This is a genomic window from Candidatus Cryosericum hinesii (assembly GCF_003570985.1).
Classification (GTDB): Bacteria; Caldisericota; Caldisericia; order Cryosericales; family Cryosericaceae; genus Cryosericum; species Cryosericum hinesii.
The window spans coordinates 143,202-163,966 of the sequence record NZ_QXIW01000031.1 but is presented as its reverse complement, the minus strand read 5'-3'; the positions used below and the strand labels follow the sequence as shown (position 1 = coordinate 163,966).

Genomic DNA, 20,765 nt, shown 5'->3' with positions numbered 1-20,765 from the left:
ACCAGCTCCTCTCTCCATATGAGTATATCGGATAAAGGTGTGAAGCGGTACATCACACCGCTCATCGTAATGGCCGGAGATCAACGACCTCCGGCCATCAGATGTCACGTATTGTCTGAAGGTTCTCCGCTATCAGTTGTAGGGGTCCTTCGGTACCGTCTGGAAAGTCTGTGAAGAAGCAGTGTGATCATACGTGTGGGTATAGATCGTGTTTGTGGCAGGATCAAACGACGTCGCAGGCGTGATGTTCGCCAGACGGAACCCGCTTGTCCATACTGTAAAGTCTGCCTTGCCCGTGGCGCCCCAATACAGGTTGGTGAAGTCATCCCACGTGACTGAGTCTCCTTGAGGAGCAAAGGGGTACGGCATGCCAGAGTACTCCTTCAGGTAGACACGGATGGTCGTCGTCTCGCCTGGCATCAGCGGCGGGATGGCGATGTTGCGCACAGGTTCATAGATACAATAACTGACGGGGTAATAGGGGTAGCCTTTCCTCAGGCCGTTGAAGAAGTGGTCCCTGTATGCCAACGCGTCAGCCCATATCTGACCTGTAGGCTTCTCAGCCCAGGTCGACGTGGTGACGGTGATATTGGTGTCCTTCCAGTCCCATCCGGCATCGAAGTTCAGGAAGCCGGCGAGTGATGGCTTGTCCTTGTATGGGTTGGTGATTGCGACATCAATGTAGGCAGGCTGGTAGAGCTTGGCTGGGTCAGCTTTCAGGAAGGGCGAGTTGAGCGGGTTGGGTGTCGCAGAGTTGGCGGCATCAGTCAGGCTTGATGTAATAGTGGTCTTCGCCTGGTCTATCAGCGCATCCGTCACGGCGCTGGCCGGAATGCCTGCCTGAGCCAGGGCCTCATTGGCCAGGTAGTTGAGACTTCCACTCGCCAGCTGGTCGAAATTGGGCAGAGATGGTGGAATGCCAAGCGACGCAAGTCCGTAGTCTGCCAGCATCGTCAGGGCAAACTCCAGGCCCTTGCGCCAGTCGTCAGGAATACCAGGGAAGTTCTTGGCAATGAACGCTATCAGGCCTCCCTTGAGCTTGGCAAAAGCGGTCGATACCCAGTTGGTTATCTTGGCGACAACGTCGATGATTGTCTTGAAGAAACTGACAATGCCATCCCAGAGTTCCGCCCACCAGGACTTATCCCCTGACTTGTCCCAGACCTGGAGATGGGACCCCGGTGTGAGCCATTTCCACAGGATTTCCTTCTCGTAGCGGTCGGGGGTCATGGTTGGGTCGTTCATTGCGTAGTACTGGTATGTGTAGAGGGTCGAGGTGCCGTTCGTGATGTTGAAGTTCAGCTCATTCCACTTGGGATACCGGTACACAGTGTAGTAATGTGCCCAGTTCGGATCCTCCCACTGGACTGGCTCATAGTGGACAACTTTGATGGTGGGCGTGTACGAAGGCTCTGAAACCGTCTTCCACTGGTAGATCTTCACCTGCTGCTGCTTGAAGTAGCTCACCGTCACGGTATCAGAGAAGGCCGCTGATGTCACGCCGGGTGTCACGGAAGTGCTGAGCGCAACCGCTCTCACGTAGTACAGCACCTGATCACCAGGCTTCAGCGTAGCCGCGGCTGGACCGAAGTCATGAAATGGAATGGGAACCGTATTGTGGTAGTCGGCAAGGAGCGTGACAGGAAGTGGACTGTAGGTCTTGGAGTAGACCAGTCCCGACGGCGCGTTCCAGTCCTCCACGTCGCTGAACGGCTTGGCAGAAACCTGGAAGACGACACTGCTCGTGGTCGCACCTGCACCCCTGAACTGGAACCAGTGAGGAGTCGTTTCTTCACAGGAAACCCCGACTTTGGCGACGTGTTCAAGAATGTTGGGAAACTCCGGCTTCGCATCGGGTTCCAGATTGCGGAGAGGCGTCCACAACTGGAAGGAGGGGGAGGCCAGCGGCGAACTTGCGGACGGTGGTACCGACAGGCTGCTGCCATACAGCACTCGTACGCCTTCGCCCGGATCACCGATGCACCGCCCGCTGCCGTCGACAGGGACCGCCCTCACGTAGAGAACTTGTTGGGTCCCAGGTGTCGTCAGCTGCCGGTAGTGGCTTGGGACACCCAACTTCGTAGCAAACGTCGCGAAATCGATGGCAAACTCACCGGCCGTCCCTGCCACCTGGCCTGACGCGACCAGTCCTGTCGGCTTCTGCCAGTCTGTCGGGAATCCTATGAACGGGACATTCGCAACTTGCCAGACCACCTTCGCAGGTGCAGCTCGGGTCAGCGTATAGGCGAAGTACCGCACGCGATTTCCAGCAATGTCGATGAGCGCGGCGTTGTCGGCCTTTGAGTACATGGACGCAGACTTGATCAGAAGCCTGTCAGCCGGTCTGCTCTTGGGTTTCGCTGATCCTGTCGCAGCATACAGCGTCAGGCGCGCATCGTACAAAGGGGCGTTGAGCAAACCGTCCCAGTCCGACGCCAGGTACTTGGCCTTCTCGGTCAACGTGATAATCCTGCCGGTCGGCAAGACCAGGGTTGCCTTCACGTCGGAAGCAGTCCGGAACGCCTCATAGGTCCGCTTGATGAGGACGACGCCTTGCTCACGGGTGGTGTTGCTGAGAGGGTCGATAGTGGTGGCGCTCAGACCTTTCATGATGGCATTCTGATAAGCGAACTCCATCGCCTCCAGCGCCCACGTAGCGACCTTAACCTTGTCGGCAAAGGGGAAATCGGTCTGGCTGACAGCTTTCAAGGGTGGGACCGCTTTGCCCAGTGCACGGTAGATCATCGTGGCAATTTCCTGGCGCGTGATGGAGAGAGAGGGAGAGAATTTCCCTGCACCCGTCCCCTGGACGATGCCCAGGTTATAGGCTTTGACGATCTCGGGGTTCGCCGTGTCGGTGAACGGCGACGTCCCTGCCGACGGCGTCTTGCCCGTCAGTTTCGAATACAGCTTCACGACGATCACACAGAACTCCTCGCGCGTGATCGGTTTGATGAAGTGGTTCATAACAGCTGGATACGTCAGCCCGTACGAGTAGGCGAGCTGCAGCTCAGGTTCTGCCCAGGAGCTCTCAGTCCCATCGAGGACGAGAGGGTTAGCGGCCAGTACTCTGAGGGCCGGGCTCAGTGGTGTAAGCAGGAGCGTCACGACAAGAACGCCTATCACGATCTCGCGGAACCAGGTCCTTGCGACAGCTTCTCCTGCGGTGAAACTACTGGCAAACAAGTTGCATTTCCTCACGATTGAGCCTCCTCTCTCTGCAGTCCGTCACATAACCTTCAACTGAGGTCGAGCAGTATGTGCAACTGGGCACATTCTTGCCCGTTGTGCAAATATTTGCAAGACCCATCGCCGGTTCCTCCGACCACCGTCCCGCATGCTTCGTCCCCGCAGAAAGCACACGCTCGCAGAAACACTGCTACAATGAATATTAGACCCCTCAGTAAGGTGGTCTCGTATGACGACATCGCCGCCTTCTCCGTGCCGGGAAGCGGCCGCGACTGTTGCGCCGAGGATGCCGCACTCTGTTACATGGAGGTTTGGCATGAAAACACCGCTCAAAGGGAAGACTCTCATTCTGACCCAATTCGCCATGCTTCTCGCTATTGAGGCTTTGGTCTGCTTTACACCGCTCGGCTCCCTTCCGGCAGTGGGACCGATCGTCGCTACGCTCGGCATGGTTCCCGTCATCATCACGGCCATCCTTCTCGGCACCGGCGCAGGTGCCTATATGGGGGCATTCGCCGGCTTGTTCAGCTTTTTGGTCTGGACGTTCACCCCGCCGAACCCTCTGGTCGCGTTTGTCTTCACTCCGTTCTACATGCTCGGAGCCACGCATGGAAATGTGTGGAGCCTGGTCATCTGTTTTGTACCGAGGATCCTGGTCGGCGTCGTAGCGGGTGCCTGCTTCAAGCTGTTTACCCGCTTGAACTGGAAAAGCGGCGTCGTCTACGGCCTCAGCGGGGCACTGGGCAGTCTCGTGAACACCCTGGGGGTCCTGGGGGGTATCTACGTCTTCTTCGGGCATAACTACGCAACGGTGCTGGGAAAAGGGTTCGACCTGCTTCTCGGATTGATCGGCCTGACCATATTGACCAGCGGTATCCCCGAAGCGATAATCGGCGGAGTGGCCGCGTACGCCGTCTGTCGACCCATACAGAAGAATATGAAGCACGATATTGGCTAAGCTCACTCGTGGGCGCATATCCACGGGCTCTTCTGCTTGATATCAACGGTTCTACAAGAAGAGCAGATCAGTCTGTCTGATCCGGCTGTGGCACAGACTGTGCCAGCTACTTTACGGTGGTTAGAAGATGTTCGCCTGAAAGAGATCGATAGAAGGAAGGGAGATAGCCCCCGGAGAACCAGGTGTCTTGAGCGTAAAACCCTGTTGCCCCTTCGCGTCGAAGCTCACGATCGAAGTCTTGTCGACGTGCAAACTTCCGAGAACTATTCCGGATGCGTCGACAGCGTAGTACACGGAATTCCAGTACATATCGGGACACTCTACAATCAATGTGTCGCTGTCGCTTGCCAGGTGAGCCATGAGCGGCGCCTCGGCGGCGGTCGGCCCTTCACCGTACAGCTTGGTGAGAAGCGCATTGAGCGTTTCCGGCAACGTTACCGAGGGCGCGGAAGCTGCCGTGTCGATGCAGCCGATTTTCGTGTGACCGTGAGTGAGGTAGAGAAGAGAGCCGACCCTGGCGAAGCTTGGATCCTGACCCGCTATGAGGCTTCCGCCAAATGCGTCCGCATCTCCGCATCGTACCATGGTTCCTGTTCCATTGTTCATGCGGATGAGCCAAAGCGAGACCACTGCAAAAGGCGCTTCTGCCTGGACGAGAACAAATCCGTTGTCTACCCCGCCACTTCCATACAAGACTTCTATCCGCACTTGTCCGGCAGGAGCGGGGACAGTCAGAATCTTGTCCTTGGGAGGATCGGCGATCCCTGGTAGTTGCCAAATGCTCCTTTCAGTGATCTTGATGATCATTCCGTCCAAATTGGTCTTCGGTGTCAAAGGTGTTGTTGGTACCTCAAGTTCGCCTTGCGTAGCAATAAAACTCTCTCCGTAATGCCACCGGACAAGAGGACTTCCCGTAGCAGATGATGCATATTGTATCCCTATGGGAGGCGTGCGAATCATAAGATCGTTGCTTGATGATGTCGCCTTCGTCAGGAGCGGCAGTCTATTCTTATAGCTCCACTGCTGGACGACGAAGATGGGCGTAGCGGGCGAAGCAGGTAGCCAAAACAACTTCGCTTCTCCGTTTGTGTTGTTTACATGCAACACCACCGTTCCGGTGCTCTGCAGGGCGTTCTTGCCAACATTCCATGTGAGCGGAACAGCGTCGTAAGCGGAATCCGTCACGTTGGTCAGCATCATGGCGCTGACCTGTGGTCCCTCCACTTGAACAACTTTCGGTGCACAACCAGTTGCAAGAACGAGTACGAGCAGGATGCTAATGAACGCAGTGACCCTTGAACTGGATCTGAACATCATTGTTCTCATACTATGCGCCTCCAACGCTTCCTTCGCCTGCGACACTGCGTACTCGGCTATCCGGCTCATGCCTTCGGCCCTCCCGTCACATCGTCAATCAACCATGTGCCGTTGACCTTCTTGAGCGTGAGCGTAATGGGCTTTTTCCATGTCGTTCCGCGACCTCTAGCAGTCTGGACGCTTGTCACAAAAATGACATTTGCGCTCACCGAGAACGATGTGTCGTCTACCTTCTGTATGGAATCAATTCGAATCTCATCTGGCCACTCACCGTAGGCGGATCTTCCTGGAATGGTCGACGGATCCCGCACGAATGCTTGATAGAGTCGGTCGGTAATAAGTTCCTTCAGGTTGGCGTCTACCGCCTGTTTTGTCGAGAGATACTGCTCCGAAGTATCTTCAGCGCTCGAAGCTATCTCGCCGGTTATCGGAAGATTCAGCTGCCACTGAAGCGCTGATTTAAGCAGCATGACTTCTCCGTGATCTACAACGCAGTCGCTTCCGTCGGAGGTCGTGGACATCTCGAGGTCTCGCCCGTCCTTTGTGTGGAACACTTTGATTCCATTGACGGTGCGTACCCTGATACCTTCTTTCGCAGCCAGATCTTCCAGATCATGGAGAGGATAAGTCGCTATATTTCTGAGGCGCGCGCCGAATTCGCCGACAACCTGGTAGATCGTGTTGACGTCCGCCTTATCCCGAGAAGACGCTACGAGCGCTCGATACAGAGAGTATCCGCCAACAGAGATGACGAGAAGCAGCACTATGCCTATTACGATAAACCTGACTAGTCCCTTAGTATTCATGCTATGCTCCTCCAACACGTACTCTCGACGAGAGCGATGGACTGGAACCCGGTCATCAGTGCCGTCGGCGCACCGTATCCGTACGGCATCGCAGCGGAGATCATGCCCTCCATTACAAGTGTAACGCGGTGGCGATGTTTTTGCTAACCCGCAGGACAGAAGGCCCAGAATACCAGAACTTCAAAGACTTTATTTCACCTGCGAGAACTTTGGTACATAGATTGGCCCCCAATTTCCCATTCCACCCGCACGCTCACGAAGGGGTATTGTAGTTGAAGTCTTCGAGTGCTTTGCCTGTCTCAGCATCGAGGACAACATTCGCGTCTCCGAACACATACGGATCTCTGGTCGAAGGAATCTGTTTGCCACTGGCATCGATCATACAGGGACCGGAATGGGGCATGTACACGCCGTGAAAGGTCACGATCCAGACGGGGACGTCTTTCATGACCCTGGTTGTTCCAGGCAACGTCAAGGGAGACTTCTCCGGGCTAGCGGGGTAGTCGGAGAGACTCGTGTACATGGCCGTGATATGTTCCGCGTCCCTGGCAATCGTATCGCCGCCCACTTCGCGCTTCGCGATGGCAATGGCCGCGTCTTTGGTAACGCTCGGCACCCCGTCGAGGGGCTTGAGTTCTATACCAAAATCTGAAATCTTCGAACGGAAATACTCCATATCGCTGTCCGAGAAAGAACTCTGAGAGGACCCGTCAGTATGGACAGCAGGTCGTGAGGTGTGAGCAAGAGCAACTGCTACACAACCACTGACTCCAAGCATTACTGCAATTACAACGACAAGTATCCGTCTACGCAAGGAAGGCCTCCCTAGTACCGTGTATCCCATATCTCCCACGTGGTATCGCTGGAGGAGATGTTGTTGGTCGTTGTTGAAACCTCCATCTCGCTCCCTCTCATCTATATAACGGAGATCGTCCGAAATGTCCGAATCACCACGAATGTTCCACCAATACATGCTCCCATTGCGTTGCCCCATGAGGTGACACGTCCACGGCCTCCCAGCATGTCTGCGTGCTAATTGCTTGGCCAAACAGCAGATGTGCCGTCGCCCGGTTCATTGCTGTGTTGCTTTGTGCACTGCCCGTGCATATGCTGGTAGTGGAGGTGGGAGTGGAACCAGATCTGCAGGAGAAAAGCGACCAGCAATTGCTGATACTGGCACGGGAGGACTCGCATGCGTTTGCAGTCCTATACGGCCGTCATCACCATCATATCTACTCCTATGCTCTCAGTATCCTGCACGACAGGGACCTGGCCGAGGAGGTTGCCGAAGAGACGTTTGCACGGCTCACCAGTCGCCTTGGCTGGCTCGCCTCGACACGCCGGCCTCTGTTGCCATGGCTGTACTGTGTGGCACGCAACTGTGCGATGGACGAACTGAGGAGGAGAAGGCGAGAAGGATTGCTTGGCATCACAGACATCGCGTGCAGCAACCCTGACGACGACACGGTGAAGAATATCGAAGCGCACGCCCCCGAAATCCTGAACGCCATCAGTTCGTTGAACCCGTTTGAGTGTGCGTGTGTGATATTGCGCCATGTTCAGCGAATGGCGACGAAGGACGTTGCACGTGAACTGGGATGTCGTCCACGTAAAGTGACAGCAGCACTCAATCATGCATATGGGCTGCTGCGTCGCAAGCTTTCGGACATTTGACCTCATATGCGTTGTATAGGTGAGAGGCAACCTCATGCAAATAGATGACAAAGACATAGAGCAACTGCTGGAGACAACAGACTGGGAGCCGGCCGAGGACCATGCCCGTACCGAGGCGTCGCTCGCACGCCTGATTGCCCGGCTGGACCAGCGGCGGCACAGAATGCACATGGTCGCACGGACATCCTGTGTTTTGGCCATCATTGTGCTCGTCATGGTTACGGGCACGGTCTGGTACCGTTGGACACGACCGATGGTGACGGCAGTCCACGAGACACAGACGATTCCCGCCGGCGTCGTGCGCCTGGTCCCTGTAGAAGCAGACTCTACTCCCGGTGCGTTGCAGCGGGCGCTTGCCTCGTTGACCGGTCGCGATCCACGCGGGCTTCTGACAAGTGTCTGCGAGATTCCTGGGACCAGGCTGTTGCGAGCCGAATTGGCGGGTGGGACCGGTCACCTGCTTCTGCTGCCGGGGCATGGCATCGTCGGCATTGTCGCCTCGTCGTCACAATCGTCATCACTCACCGAAAGCGTTGTTCGTATCGCCCCTCATGATGCACGTACGCTGACAGCGCAGGATCTGGCGACCGGTGAGGAAATTGCCTCACGCGATGTGAGTGTGGCAGCTTTGGGGCGGGTTGTCGAGGCACACCCTATGACTGCAGCAGTCTATCAACATGTAACTCCGTACCCTGGAGGCCAGCAAGGGAAACCAGCACTCCCGTATGACCCCACCACATTGTACCTCAGCAGCGGCTACGTACACCTGCACCGGGTTGTGACCGTTCCCATTGAGACTACGGGTTCACACCCCGCAAGTCTTTCCGCGGTCGTCGACATCGACACACAGCGCGTCATCGCCATTGTGGACACGACCGGCATCTCGGGCGTCATCCTGACCGACGATCCTGGACCTCAGGTGGTGCTCTCAGAGCCATAGGAACGAGACTCCAGCAGGCGAGCCTCACGAGAAATGCAGGACCGCTGGTAATTACCAGCGGTCCTGGGAAATTCCAGAAAAGAAGTGCAGCCAGGAGACTCTAGCTCTTTGGGTACTTTATCGTTACTGTCTTGGTGGCGGCATCCCACAGGACATCGCATCCAAGATTCTCGGCGACAAACCTCAGTGGTATCATGGTCCTCGAATTGATGATCTCGGGAACGACCTTCGCGTCATCCTTGTCGATGGGAATATCCTTGCCATTCACTTTGGCAGTCGAATTTCCTATCCACAATTGCATGGTGGTGCTGCCCAGCGCCAGAGTTACCTTCTTTGCAGTCGCATCCCAGGCAATCGTCCCTCCCAGCGACTCGATAATCGCTCTGATTGGGACAAGGGTTCTGTTGTTCTTGATGATGGGCTTGGTACCTTGCTCGTCGATCGCCTGTTCAGTCCCATTCACTGTCATTTTCGGATTGTTGATCTGAAGTGTGACAATCGTCTGAGAACCACCACAGATCGTAGCGGAAAGGAGTTTCGGAATGGAGTCCTGTGAACTTGCCTTGGCCGCAGCCACAGATACGGTTGACCTCTTGATGCCTGCAGTACTTGCTGTCAGTTTTGCTGTCGCCGCTTGCAGGTCAGCGCTGAAGAGATGATACTTGCTGCTGCCAGAAATACCGCCCGATGAGTCTGTCTTGATGACCAGGAAGTCGTAATTCTCCTTGTCGAACGATGTGAACGATTTCGTGATTCCAACAGCGACAAACCCGGAATCGGCAGTTTGTGTCACCGCATTCGCATGATCCTCGTTGTCTCCTTTGAATGTCTCTGCCCACTGTACGGCTCCACCGGCATTCAGCTTCGCCAGGAACACGTCCTCGTTCTTTGCGTCAAATCCCAATGTCACGCCAGTAACCACGAACCCGCCATCGCGGGCCTTTGTCATGCCATACCACTCTTCATTGTAGCCGGTGCCATAGGTATTCGACCACACAACTCCACCCGAAGAGTTGATCCTCATGGCAAGGCAGTCGTCGTTTCCTGCACCAAGTGAAGAAGTATATCCTGCAACAACGCAGTCAGTACCGCTTGCACTGGCAATCGAGGTAGCCACATCCTCGGCACTTCCGCCAAAAGTCTTTGTCCAGCCCAGGCCGCCACTCGAAGTCAATTTGCAGACAAGAATGTCAACGTCTCCTGCTCCAATCGTGGTTGTTGAGGCAGCAACGACGATTCCCTTGTCGCCTGATTCACACACCGAAACCGCATTATCAGTGTCAACTTCGCTGAGCGCAGTTGCCCACTTGATGCTACCGCTGGCGTCGATTTTCAGGATAAGCCCCTGACCTTGGCCTTCCGAAAAGGAGGTCGTGTTGCCGGCAATGACGAACCCACCGTCGGACGTCTGAATAATCTGGGTGGGCCAATCTTTTCCGTCGCCACCATATGTCTTCTGAATCAGGACGTTTCCTTTTGAATTGAGCTTGATGAAAAGCACATCCTCAGAAGAGGAAGTGGCGGCAATGGCAATCTCTCCTGACTTGGTCTCCACGGCACACGCAGTGTTGTAGCTAACGACATCTGAGAATGTCTTGGTCCATACGACGCTCCCAGCGGCGTTCAGCTTCACGACCAGCAGGCCCTTGCCTTCGCCAAACGACGATGTCACACCAGTGACGAGCATCCCCCCATCTGCCAACTGCACCACAGAACGGGCTTCATCGCCACCAGCTCCACCGTAGATCTTCACCCACGAAGGCGAACCGGCAAGGACGGTGCTCATGTTATGTGAGATGCTGGGCAGGCAGAACACAGACAGCACAACCAGAGCAACTACAACGGACAGAAATTTCCTCATATAACACTCTCCCCTCGTCGACTCCACTGGATCTCCGAAGACATCACAGAGCTGCACGCCTCGTGTCGCTCACTGTCTTGCCATATGTATATCGTGAGAGATACTTATTGCAAGCATGGCTTAACATGCCCGCGCAACCCGCTGGCCATGGGACATTTCACAGTCCTGTTGGACGCTAAGCGCCGCCGTGGTACAATATTTGGCGTAATCAACCTTTGCGGGAGGAACACATGAGTGTACTGGAAGAGATACGGGTCAAGGCGAAGGCTCTGCACCGCACCGTCATTCTGCCCGAGGGCAACGAAGAGCGCACCTTGAAAGCGGCACAGATGCTGGTCAGCGGCGGAATTGCTGACGTCATCCTGGTCGAGGACGAGACATCCATCCGCGCCAACGCGACCCGTCTGGGCGTCGACCTGACCGGCGTACAGATCGTGGATCCAAAGATGTCACCCAAGGCAGCCGAGTTTGCCACCCTGATCTATGAGAAGCGCAAGGCCAAGGGCATGACACCCGAGAAAGCGGCCGAGCTGTCGGTCGACCCCATCTACTTTGCCACTTGCATGCTGGAGATCGGCATGGCCCACGCGCTTGTGACGGGCGCGGTCCACAGCACCGGCGACATGCTGCGGCCTGCCTTGCAGATTCTCGGCACCGCACCTGGCTGCAAGACGGTCAGCTCCATGTTTCTCATGGTGATGCCCGACGGCAAGCTGCTGGGCTTTGGCGACTGCGCCATCATCCCTGACCCTACCGTCGACCAGCTGGCGGACGTCGCTATCGCGACCGCGAAGACGTACAAGACGCTGACGGGCGTTGAGCCCGCTGTCGCGATGCTGTCCTTCAGCACCAAAGGCTCCGCAGAGCACGACATGGTCACGAAGGTCCGCGAGGCAACTGCACTGGCACACCAGAAGGCGCCCGAGCTCCTGCTCGACGGCGAACTGCAGTTCGACGCCGCGTATGTGCCCTCCGTCGGTGAACGCAAGGCTCCGGGCAGCCCGGTCGCAGGCAAGGCAAACGTCTTCATTTTCCCCGAGCTCAACGCCGCCAACATTGGCTACAAGCTGGTCCAGCGGCTGGCGGGCGCTCAGGCTATCGGGCCTATCTCGCAGGGCCTTGCCAAGCCGGCCAACGACCTGTCACGCGGCTGCTCGCCCGAAGACATCCGCGACGTCTGCTGCATCGCGCTGTTGAACGCGTAGTTGTAGGAACTAGCCCACACGACATAGAGATCTGGGGGCAGTCGTGTGCTGCCCCTTTCGTGACTCCGGAGGAATGAATGGAACAGAAGAAGCTCATCGCCTACACAGCCGGTCACGCGTCAGTCAGAAAACAGCTTCTGCTGTTCTGGATCTTCTTCATCATCGGGGCGTTTACCATCGGAGGCGGCTATGCCATGATCCTCATGATGAAGCGCTATCTCGTCGAGCAGTACCACTGGCTCAAGGATGAGGAGTTCTATGACATGCTGGGCATCAGCCAGGTCACGCCCGGCCCGATCGCCATCAACATGGCGACATTTGTCGGCTACACGCAGGGTGGTGTCCTGGGGTCCGTCCTTGCCACACTGGGCGTCAGTATCCCGGCCGTGGCCGTCATCATCATCATCGCCGTCTTCTTCCCCGGCTTCAAGGACAACGTCTGGGTCCAGCGCTTCTTTGCCGGCGTTATCGTGGGTGTCGTGGCTCAGATCGCTACTGTTGTCCTCGACCTGGGCAAACGACAGAAATGGACCATTGTCTCCGCTGTCGTATGCGCGGCATCGCTCGGCATCCTGTTCTTTGTCCACCAGGTCAGCCCCATCTGGCTCATTCTGGTCGGAGGCCTGGTCGGCATCGCCGTCGAGGCGTTCAAACCGCATGGAACAGCACCGGCTGCTGGGAAGAGCGCTTCATGATCAGCTTCCTTGCCTTGTTCGGCGTTTTCTTCAAGATTGGGATGTTCACGTTCGGTGGCGGACAGGCCATGATCCCGCTGCTGCAGAACAACCTGGTCGTCAATCTGGCGTGGATCCCCATGAAGGAGTTTCTGGACTTCGTCGCCATCAGCGAGATCACTCCCGGTCCTGTCGCCATCAACATGGCGACCTTTGTAGGGTACAAGCTGCGCGGTCTCACCGGCGCGCTGGTCACGTCGCTGGGCGTCATCCTGCCCTCGTTCATCATCATCCTCATCATCGCGACCGTCGCACACACGTTCCGCACAAACCGCTGGGTCTCTGCGTTTCTCGACGGCCTGCAACCAGTCGTGTTGGCCCTGCTCACCTATGCGGTCTACTCCATCGCCAGGGGCGGGATCCCCGCGTGGTGGGGATACGTCGCAGCACTCGGCATTCTTTTGCTTATACTGAAGTATGGGAAGAAACTCAACCTGTTCCTCGTGCTGCTTGCAGCCGGTGGACTCGGGCTCCTGATATTCAGGTAAAGGGGGAACTAGATGAAGAAAGCTATCGACAACTATCTCAACGAACATGAGAACGAGATGATGGTGGCGCTGTCCGGCGCCATAGCTATCCCGTCAGTCCAGGACCCAACGACGGCCAGCTCGCATGCACCGTTTGGCAAAGAGGTCGGCCGTGCCCTGGAGTTTGTTCTCAAGACTGCCGAAGGACGACAGTTCACAGCCGAAAACATGGACAACTATGTCGGCCGCGTTCGCTGGGGCGGCGACGGGACACAATATGCCGTCTTGAGCCATGTAGACGTCGTGCCAGAAGGAACGGGCTGGAGTGTTCCCCCGTTTGCCGGCACCGTCAAGGACGGCCGTCTCTATGGCCGCGGCTCCACAGACGACAAAGGACCCGCCATTGCCTCCATCTTTGCGCTGGCTGCCGCCCGTGCGGCGCTGCAAGCGCAGCACATCGAGCCCAAGAACGCGATCATGCTGCTGTTTGGCACCGACGAAGAGACCGGAATGGCCGACTTTGACTACTACTTCAAGAAGTACGGCATCCCCGAGGCCGGATTCAGCCCGGATGGTGAGTTCCCTATCATCAACGGCGAGAAGGGCATCCTCAACCTGCAACTGGTCGGTCACGGCATGCATGGGGGCATCCTGCGTCACGCCGAGGGTGGTACGCGTTCCAACATCGTACCGCAACACGCGGAAGCTGTCCTGGTCACCGATCATGACAAGCTGCAGCGCCTGCAAGGGTTGATCGAACGCCTGCCCAAGGACGAGTTCTCGGTATCGACGACGCTCGCAAACGGCGAGCTGAAGCTCGACGTGGAAGGCGTGCCGGCGCATGCGTCTACTCCCGAGAAGGGTCGCAACGCCATCGGCAAGCTGCTGCAGGTGCTGGACGCTGTGCACTGTCTCGAAGACGACGAGTCCCTGCAGTTCCTTGCACGCGAGATCGGTATCGAGTGGACTGGACATCGCGTGGGTGTCGACTTTGCGGATGAGGTCTCGGGTGTCCTCACGCTCAACCTGGGCACCCTGCAGATTGACCATGACAACAGCACCGCGGTCATCAACATCCGGTATCCTATCACGGTCACAAGCAAACAGGTCACCGACCAGTTCGTCGAGAAGTTGCTGGGGACCAAAGTCGAGTTCACGGTTATGCATGACAGCCCGCCACACTACGTCGACCCCGCCACGCCACTGATCCAGACACTCCAGAAGGCGTACACAGAGTATACGGGCGCAGAAGCAAAGTGCTTTTCCATCGGTGGTGGCACATACGCGCGGCTCATTCCTGGCGCAGTGGCCTTTGGGCCATTGTTCCCCGGTCAGCCGATGACTGAGCATGCTCCGGATGAGTATATTGATGTCGACTCCCTGCTCAAGGCGACGCGCATTTACGCGTACGCCATGGCAGAACTTCTCAAGGGATAAGGTGGGCATCGAGCGCGAAGTCAAGTATCAGGTCCTGGACCAGGCGCTGTTTCGCCGCCTGAACGCCATGGACCACATTGGAAACTTCGCGCTCGAGCATGCCGGGACCGTCGACATCCTGACTATCTACCTCGACACTCCCGAACTGGCCCTGTTCTACGGCCACCACGCCCTGCGCCTGCGTATCATGCAGGGCAGGGTTTTTCTCTCTCTCAAGGGTCCGTCCGCCTCGCCGGACGGACTGGTGCAGGAGCGTCCCGAGGACGAGGTCGACGCCCCGGGGTTTTCGGAGAAATCGCTGCCAAGCGTAGAGGATATCCTGCGCCTGATGCCGTCGTCAGCGGGGCTGCTGAAGGGCCTGATTCTGTCTGCTTCCCTGCGATCGATGGACAAGCGCTCCCTCCACTACGTTCTCCATGAGAGCGAGCGCGCCTACGAGATCGCGTGTGACACAGTCGTCTTCAGCTCCCCTCGCAAACCCGGTCACAGGGCAGACGCAACCGAATTGGAGATCGAACAGAAAGCCGGTTCGGTCGAGGGTCTTCAGGACCTGATGCGCGCGTTCGAGACGTTCTTCGCCGTCGTCCCCCGTCGCGCTTCATCCAAGTACCAGGACGGGCTCAAGGCACTCGAACTCATCTGACGGACATCCTGTCATCAATTGTGAATCCCATTGTACCTGGTACAATGGGATTCACAATTGATCAGCGAAGGACGCGAACGAGCATCTGACGCAGGTCGTCGAGGTCAAGGGGCAGTCCCAGGACACCGTCAACGGATAATGCTTTGTCGGCAGGGCAACCGACGCCGTGTTGGCAAATGATTATGACTGGCAGGCCCAGACGTCTGCGGCCTTCCACCGCCGCATCCAGGTCGGAGCTGTCGCCGATGACGGCCAGTAGTACACGCGGAGCGAAGTGCGCCACGTCCTGTTCGGCGTCCTCCCACGTCAACGCCGCCTGCGCTGTACACCCTGTCGCGCCGAGCAGCATGACCAGCGGCGACGGCTTGCCGACGACCAGCACGTGCGTTCCTTTAAGGTCCATCCCCTGGGCCGGCGTCGTGGCGCCAGAACCGGACGAAGCTTGTTGCGCTACCTCTCTTGCCACCGTCAGGACGATGCTGATGATTCCCGGGACGGACGTGACGTCAAACGACGCTCCACTCCTGGTTGCCACCGCCTGCGCCGCCGACGCCAGCAGTTCTGCCTCCGTACTATCCTCACTACTGATCTCCTGGGTAACGCCATGGAGCTCCAGTCGAACCTCTGCACATTCGCTCGTCGGATCACCGACAATGGTCAACTGGGCGCCCGTGACCGGCCTGAGCCGAAGGACACCAGATTTGATGAGCAGGATCAGTGCGTTCTGCAGGTCGTTGTCGGTCATGCGCACGGGGACGGCATGTCCAGACAGATCCTTGGTAACTGTGACTCCCTTCAGGTACAGCGTCCCTGCCAGGTCGAGCGCATCTGAGGCCGCCTTGACCGCGTCGCATGTCGCCCCGCCTTTGGCGCTGTCGCGCGCGAAGTTCAGCAGCTTGCGCGCCAGAGCCGAAGCCCGCGTGGCGGATTCCTCGATAGCAGCCATCGACACCGCGACGGGACTATCTTCAGGTGCATCCATCTTGGCCAGCGCCGCATTGCCGAGCACCCCCTGCATCATGTTGTTGAAGTCGTGGGTTACCTGCACGGACAGCTCCGCCACGCTGCGATAACGCGCCAGCGACAGCAGGCTTCCCTGCGCTTCATCGACCCTTGCTCTCAGGATGACCACACTCATGACGGCTGCCACGCAGTGCAGGCAAACCGCAGATGGCTTGCCGACGCCCGTACTGTCGCGTGCAAACTCGGCGACCACCAGTCCAATGGTTTGCCCCCGGTCGCGGAGCGCTGCCACGCCGACCGCCGAAACATCGCCCTCATCCGCCATCGCCCAGCGCACCACGCCATCCGTCAGTACGGCGGCCAGCATCGAGGCCGCTACCACCGAAACTCTGATGCGCGCGAGCGTGTCACCGGGATTATGTCCTGTCGCAACAAGGTCCAGCTGGTCCTCGCCCTCCACCCTGCGGTAGACGGAGAGGAGCACCTTGCCGGTCACGTCACCGAGAGCCGCCTGGGCCTCCAGCACGGCCTGCTCAGTCGAAACTGTATCCACCACGCGCACCATGCTCCGAAGGCACGAACACGGGCAGCTCCCAGGAACACCAGAAGCATCCGGCTCCTGCCGTGCCTGATCAGCCGGCAGCTCCACCATCGTTTTCCAGTTCCATTCCTTCATCTTGCCCCCCTCTCGACTGTACTCTTATGCCCCGGTGTAGATGCAATGTACATATGGACTTGCCGCAGCACGTGCCAGCGCAGCATAGGAGAGCCGGAACTCCAGAACATCGCCGGTGGCGACGCTGCTCTCCCCATCTGTGATGTCGACAATCAGGTGATCACTGGACCCTCCCAGTACCACTGCACCGTCCATGACCGGCGTCAGTCCATCGATATCAGTGTCCATCTTGCCCAGGGCGACCACCGCCCGACGTCGCAGCCCCTTCGAGCTGACGCGCAACCGTGGGCCGGGACCTGCGATATCCGACCGGACCAGTCCCTCTGGCTCCGCCTGCTTATCCTGCAACTCGATGATTTCCGCCCGCAAAATGGCAGTGTCCTGACGGAGCCATGGGATAAACCTGCCGTCAGCCGTACTCGTCCCCAGCACCAGAGCCTCGCCAATGCGGACCTGGGTGATGCCGGCGGGCATGGCACCGTGCTCGACGAGCGCCAGCGTCAGCGTGCCTCCGGTCGAGACAGTCTCGCACGCCAGTCCCAGCTGGTCACGCAGCGTCTGAGCGGAGCGCACCAGCAGTTGATGATTGCGCGGCGTCGCCTGGACACGGGCGAAGCACCCCAGGTTGGTAGCAACGCCGGCCACATGAAGGCCCGACAGCATCATCGCATACCGGGCAAAAGCAACCAGCTGGTCGGGGGACATCCCCTCGCGCCGGTCGCCGACGTCAATCATGGGAACAACGTTGATGGTGCGGTGAGCAGCCCGAGCGGCGTCCGAAAGGCTCACCAGGATATGTCGCTCGCTGACGAGAATGCAGTCACAGGCTTCGACTGCGGCTTCCACCTGGCCAATCATCGGGGACCGGATCAGCATGCACCGCGATGCATCAGGGTTGTCTGCCTTGAGCCGTACAAGGTTCTCCACACGTGAATCTGCCACGTGTACCAGTCCGCCTCGGGCGCAAGCGCGTACTACCTCGGGAGCCGAGCGCAAACTCTTGAGCACCGGGACAACCTCGATACCGGCAGCGTCGCAGTGTTCTTTCAGCCTCCTCGCATTATCTGCAAGAGCGTCCAGTGAAATTACCAGCTCTGGTAATGTTCTCATAGAATCCCCTTTCTTCACTCACCGCCGGTCGGAGCAATACTCTCCCCGGCACCACGATCTGTGCTGGTCTGAGGTGGCTGTGTCAATCGACCCTCCCGAGTCAGCTTCTCGACAACCGCGTTCTGGCTTCGGCGATACTCTCGGGCCACATACGGTGACAGCATAGAGTGCAACAATGCTGTGTATTTCATCCTGAAATGCACGACGTCGCCTTCGCAGAAGTCATAGTCGGCTTCTGTCACATCCAGAACCATATGGTCACTGGAGCTGCCGGCTATCGTAACACCGCTATCCATAGGTATCAGAGCGTCAGGGTCTGTGTCGGTGTATCCCAGCGCCACGACGGCACGCCTGCGGACACCGCGGTCCACGAGATGGGGTCGCCGGCCCTCCGCGTCCAGGCCCACCGCCCCATCGGGCACACTCGGCTTCTCCCGCACCTCGATGACCTCCGCCTCCAGTGTGAACGCGTCCTGACGCAGCCAGGGAATCACACGCGAGTCGGTGGTGCTGACACCCAGCAGCAACGCTTCGCCGGCCCGCAGCTCCGTTACCGTCGGTGACAACAGACCATGCTCTATCAGGTCGAGAGCTACCGTTCCGCCGGTCGATACAATTTTCAGGGGCAGCCCCGTCTCGCGACGGACACGCGCAGCTGAAGCACCGAACAGCTCCTGGTTCTCGGCGGTGGGCAAAAGTCCGCTGATGCATCCCACATTCGCCGCCAGACCTACGGCCTCGACACCCGCGATCCTCGATGTGGCAAGGACGAAGGAGGTCAGTTCCGACATCGGAACGCCGTCGCGACGGTCTCCCATTTCGACCACCACCAGGACATCACAGGTCGTTCCCTTAGCCAGAGCAGCTTCACCCAGCGCCTCCATGGCACTCAGCTCCGACATGAACGCACGATCGGTGATATGGGGAACCAGATGGATCTGTGAGCGCGGAGGTTGCCTGAGGAGTGTCAATTCCAGAACGCCGAACTCCTCCTGTCGCAGACTGAGAAAGTCATGGACACGTGAGTCGCCGATGCTGTGAAGGCCGCCGCGCATGAACGCCTGAACGATCTCCGCGTCGGACGTCACACCTTTGGTGACAGCCACGACACCTAGTCCATGCTCCTGACAGAGTGAGTGGACCTTGGTGGCATTGTCGGTCAGACAATCGAGGTCAACAACGACGCGCGGAAAACTACTCACTGCATGCACACTCCTGTCGGCAGCGCCTGATTAGGCTGGCAGCACTGCAACGTATTTAGTGTAGCTCTCCCCTCAGCTATGAAAAGACCAGACCACCGACCCAAACCCTGCCGCCGGCTTGCCCATGGTCGCACCACCTGAAACGAGATGGACGCCGGTCGGAGCCGGCGTCCATCGATGTTGGACTGAAATTGCAAAACGTCACACAGTCGCGCGCTGAACCTCGGTGACCATCGTGGTCTCGGGCCGTTCCGCGTCGATGCGTTCGACGGCAGCCTGGATGATGCGGCCGATAAGGTCCTCATAGGGTAGTCCCATCAGTTCGGCCATAACGGGGATATCGCTCTTGCCCTTGGTCAGACCGGCCAGCGGATTGATCTCCATGAACGATGGCTCGCCATTTGCGTCGAATCGCATGTCGATACGGGCGCAGTCACGACAATGCAGTGCCTTGAAGACACCTATGGCCAAGTTGCGCACCTTCTGGTATTCATCGACAGTGAGATCGGCGGGGCACTCGGGAACGAGGTACTTCTCCCAGTGGTGCTTGATCTCCGGCGTGTAGAAGAAATCCTTCTCGGTCCTGCTCAGCAGCTTGAACGACATCACACCCAGAACCTCAGGCTCCCGGTTGCCGATGACGCCCACGGTAACTTCGCGACCAGGAAGAAACTCCTCGATGAGAATGCTCGAGCCGGGATATGCTGCCAGCAGTTCACCCACCTGGTTGCGGAGCTCGTCATCGCAGGTGACCCGGGAGTTGTCGTTGATGCCCATGCTGGAACCCTCGCAGGACGGCTTGACAAACAGCGGATACTTGAGAGTACCGGACTGAATGATGGTCTCAATCTGAACAGGATTGTCCACGGACCAGAAGGCCGGCGTGTTGATGCCGTCCTGCATCAGGAGCTGTTTGGTTATCGTCTTGTCGAGCGCCAGGGATAGGGCGAGCGTGTCGGAGAAGGTGTACGGAATCCCCATCATGTCGAGGATAGCCGGCATCTGTGACTCACGGGCGCGGCCATACAGTCCCTCGGCAATGTTGAAGACCAGGTCGACCGGCTGCCGTTTCAGGCGCGCGATAGCGTCCAGACCAAATCCGAGCCGCACAGGTTCGTGCCCGGCTGCGATAATGCCTTTCTCGATATTCCGAACCGTCTCCAGGGAGTCAAACTCGTCCGCCCTGTCGGATGGGATTCCTTCCGCGGTTGCGACTTCAGTAGACAGATTGTAGGTAATGCCTATGCGCATGATACGTTCTCCTGGTTGTTGGATGGGTGGTGATGAGTAAGGTTTTGCTCATGACTATCCAGACCGACCATCGCCGAGGAGCGTAGAGAACGGCTGAAACCGCCGCTCATCAGCGGGGAGAATCAATACTGAAAGGCTGTTACCAGTAGAAAGGGAACGTGCGTACAGCCCCCGTCTATGCCGCTTGCGGCCTGGGGGTGGTTCGTCGACAGACTCGTGGTCGTCGTACGAAAGAACCATTCTTGTCTCTGTGTTCACGCAGTTATCTCCCATGAAGCAAATTGACTTCGCACAAACTATAGTGGGGTCGATTTTCTTGTCAATAGCATCGA

General features: G+C 57.8%; 17 protein-coding genes. 8 read left to right on the top strand and 9 right to left on the bottom strand.

What is annotated here, in order from left to right; all coding sequences use genetic code 11:
- Window positions 1–132: 132 nt before the first annotated feature.
- Complete coding sequence (locus tag SMC3_RS07345) at window positions 133–3,201, bottom strand: S-layer homology domain-containing protein (protein WP_119087178.1); 3,069 nt, start codon at window positions 3,199–3,201, stop codon at window positions 133–135.
- Between the two features lie 304 nt (window positions 3,202–3,505).
- On the opposite strand from SMC3_RS07345, the gene SMC3_RS07340 reads away from it, so the two are divergent.
- Window positions 3,506–4,147 (top strand): ECF transporter S component, encoded by a 642-nt coding sequence (locus tag SMC3_RS07340; protein WP_119087177.1) that lies wholly within the window; start codon window positions 3,506–3,508, stop codon window positions 4,145–4,147.
- A 120-nt stretch (window positions 4,148–4,267) separates the two neighbouring features.
- Here SMC3_RS07340 and SMC3_RS07335 read toward each other — a convergent pair whose 3' ends face one another.
- The 3 genes from SMC3_RS07335 to SMC3_RS07325 all read right to left on the bottom strand — a co-directional run bounded on the left by SMC3_RS07335 (window position 4,268) and on the right by SMC3_RS07325 (window position 6,946).
- A complete protein-coding gene (locus tag SMC3_RS07335; RefSeq protein WP_126850809.1) occupies window positions 4,268–5,473 on the bottom strand; it encodes a hypothetical protein in 1,206 nt (401 codons plus the stop codon).
- A gap of 56 nt (window positions 5,474–5,529) precedes the next feature.
- Window positions 5,530–6,270 carry a hypothetical protein gene (locus tag SMC3_RS07330; protein ID WP_119087175.1) on the bottom strand — a complete coding sequence of 247 codons (741 nt, stop codon included), beginning with the start codon at window positions 6,268–6,270 and terminating at the stop codon, window positions 5,530–5,532.
- A gap of 253 nt (window positions 6,271–6,523) precedes the next feature.
- The gene (locus SMC3_RS07325; protein ID WP_119087174.1) at window positions 6,524–6,946 is read right to left on the bottom strand and encodes a hypothetical protein; all 423 of its coding nucleotides are present in this window, start codon (window positions 6,944–6,946) and stop codon (window positions 6,524–6,526) included.
- A gap of 452 nt (window positions 6,947–7,398) precedes the next feature.
- Here SMC3_RS07325 and SMC3_RS07320 point away from each other — a divergent pair, with 452 nt between their 5' ends.
- On the top strand, window positions 7,399–7,944 hold the full coding sequence (locus tag SMC3_RS07320) for an RNA polymerase sigma factor (protein WP_165846664.1): 546 nt from the start codon (window positions 7,399–7,401) through the stop codon (window positions 7,942–7,944).
- Between the two features lie 34 nt (window positions 7,945–7,978).
- Entirely contained in the window at window positions 7,979–8,884 is a 906-nt protein-coding gene (locus SMC3_RS07315) for a hypothetical protein (RefSeq protein WP_119087172.1), read from the top strand.
- A 100-nt stretch (window positions 8,885–8,984) separates the two neighbouring features.
- Here SMC3_RS07315 and SMC3_RS07310 read toward each other — a convergent pair whose 3' ends face one another.
- On the bottom strand, window positions 8,985–10,745 hold the full coding sequence (locus tag SMC3_RS07310) for a copper amine oxidase N-terminal domain-containing protein (protein WP_119087171.1): 1,761 nt from the start codon (window positions 10,743–10,745) through the stop codon (window positions 8,985–8,987).
- Window positions 10,746–10,975: 230 nt separating this feature from the next.
- Here SMC3_RS07310 and pta point away from each other — a divergent pair, with 230 nt between their 5' ends.
- From pta to SMC3_RS07285, 5 genes are all read left to right on the top strand, one after another.
- On the top strand, window positions 10,976–11,950 hold the full coding sequence (gene pta / locus SMC3_RS07305) for a phosphate acetyltransferase (protein WP_119087170.1): 975 nt from the start codon (window positions 10,976–10,978) through the stop codon (window positions 11,948–11,950).
- 77 nt (window positions 11,951–12,027) lie between these two features.
- Window positions 12,028–12,645, top strand: coding sequence for a chromate transporter (locus tag SMC3_RS07300; protein ID WP_119087169.1), 618 nt, complete (start codon window positions 12,028–12,030; stop codon window positions 12,643–12,645).
- Entirely contained in the window at window positions 12,642–13,172 is a 531-nt protein-coding gene (locus SMC3_RS07295; protein ID WP_165846663.1) for a chromate transporter, read from the top strand. The genes SMC3_RS07300 and SMC3_RS07295 overlap by 4 nt, the downstream gene beginning before the upstream one ends.
- Window positions 13,173–13,184: 12 nt before the next feature.
- Window positions 13,185–14,588, top strand: coding sequence for a dipeptidase PepV (pepV, locus tag SMC3_RS07290; RefSeq protein WP_119087167.1), 1,404 nt, complete (start codon window positions 13,185–13,187; stop codon window positions 14,586–14,588).
- Between the two features lies 1 nt (window position 14,589).
- Window positions 14,590–15,231: a CYTH domain-containing protein gene (locus tag SMC3_RS07285; RefSeq protein ID WP_165846662.1), complete on the top strand. Its 642-nt coding sequence runs from the start codon at window positions 14,590–14,592 to the stop codon at window positions 15,229–15,231.
- 61 nt (window positions 15,232–15,292) lie between these two features.
- Here the strand turns inward: SMC3_RS07285 and SMC3_RS07280 are convergent, their stop codons facing one another.
- From SMC3_RS07280 to SMC3_RS07265, 4 genes are all read right to left on the bottom strand, one after another.
- On the bottom strand, window positions 15,293–16,870 hold the full coding sequence (locus tag SMC3_RS07280) for a hypothetical protein (protein WP_119089970.1): 1,578 nt from the start codon (window positions 16,868–16,870) through the stop codon (window positions 15,293–15,295).
- A gap of 24 nt (window positions 16,871–16,894) precedes the next feature.
- Window positions 16,895–17,980, bottom strand: coding sequence for an alanine racemase (locus SMC3_RS07275; protein WP_119087164.1), 1,086 nt, complete (start codon window positions 17,978–17,980; stop codon window positions 16,895–16,897).
- Window positions 17,981–17,994: 14 nt separating this feature from the next.
- Window positions 17,995–19,182 (bottom strand): alanine racemase, encoded by a 1,188-nt coding sequence (locus SMC3_RS07270; protein ID WP_165846661.1) that lies wholly within the window; start codon window positions 19,180–19,182, stop codon window positions 17,995–17,997.
- Between the two features lie 201 nt (window positions 19,183–19,383).
- The gene (locus SMC3_RS07265; protein WP_119087162.1) at window positions 19,384–20,433 is read right to left on the bottom strand and encodes an ATP-grasp domain-containing protein; all 1,050 of its coding nucleotides are present in this window, start codon (window positions 20,431–20,433) and stop codon (window positions 19,384–19,386) included.
- Window positions 20,434–20,765: the final 332 nt, after the last annotated feature.

Coding starts and splice junctions, on each gene's coding strand:
- SMC3_RS07340 (WP_119087177.1), top strand. CDS start 3,506: ATGAAAACACCGCTCAAAGGGAAGACTCTCATTCTGACCCAATTCGCC.
- SMC3_RS07335 (WP_126850809.1), bottom strand. CDS start 5,473: ATGAGAACAATGATGTTCAGATCCAGTTCAAGGGTCACTGCGTTCATT.
- SMC3_RS07330 (WP_119087175.1), bottom strand. CDS start 6,270: ATGAATACTAAGGGACTAGTCAGGTTTATCGTAATAGGCATAGTGCTG.
- SMC3_RS07325 (WP_119087174.1), bottom strand. CDS start 6,946: ATGGAGTATTTCCGTTCGAAGATTTCAGATTTTGGTATAGAACTCAAG.
- SMC3_RS07315 (WP_119087172.1), top strand. CDS start 7,979: ATGCAAATAGATGACAAAGACATAGAGCAACTGCTGGAGACAACAGAC.
- SMC3_RS07310 (WP_119087171.1), bottom strand. CDS start 10,745: ATGAGGAAATTTCTGTCCGTTGTAGTTGCTCTGGTTGTGCTGTCTGTG.
- pta (WP_119087170.1), top strand. CDS start 10,976: ATGAGTGTACTGGAAGAGATACGGGTCAAGGCGAAGGCTCTGCACCGC.
- SMC3_RS07300 (WP_119087169.1), top strand. CDS start 12,028: ATGGAACAGAAGAAGCTCATCGCCTACACAGCCGGTCACGCGTCAGTC.
- SMC3_RS07295 (WP_165846663.1), top strand. CDS start 12,642: ATGATCAGCTTCCTTGCCTTGTTCGGCGTTTTCTTCAAGATTGGGATG.
- pepV (WP_119087167.1), top strand. CDS start 13,185: ATGAAGAAAGCTATCGACAACTATCTCAACGAACATGAGAACGAGATG.
- SMC3_RS07280 (WP_119089970.1), bottom strand. CDS start 16,870: ATGAAGGAATGGAACTGGAAAACGATGGTGGAGCTGCCGGCTGATCAG.
- SMC3_RS07275 (WP_119087164.1), bottom strand. CDS start 17,980: ATGAGAACATTACCAGAGCTGGTAATTTCACTGGACGCTCTTGCAGAT.
- SMC3_RS07265 (WP_119087162.1), bottom strand. CDS start 20,433: ATGCGCATAGGCATTACCTACAATCTGTCTACTGAAGTCGCAACCGCG.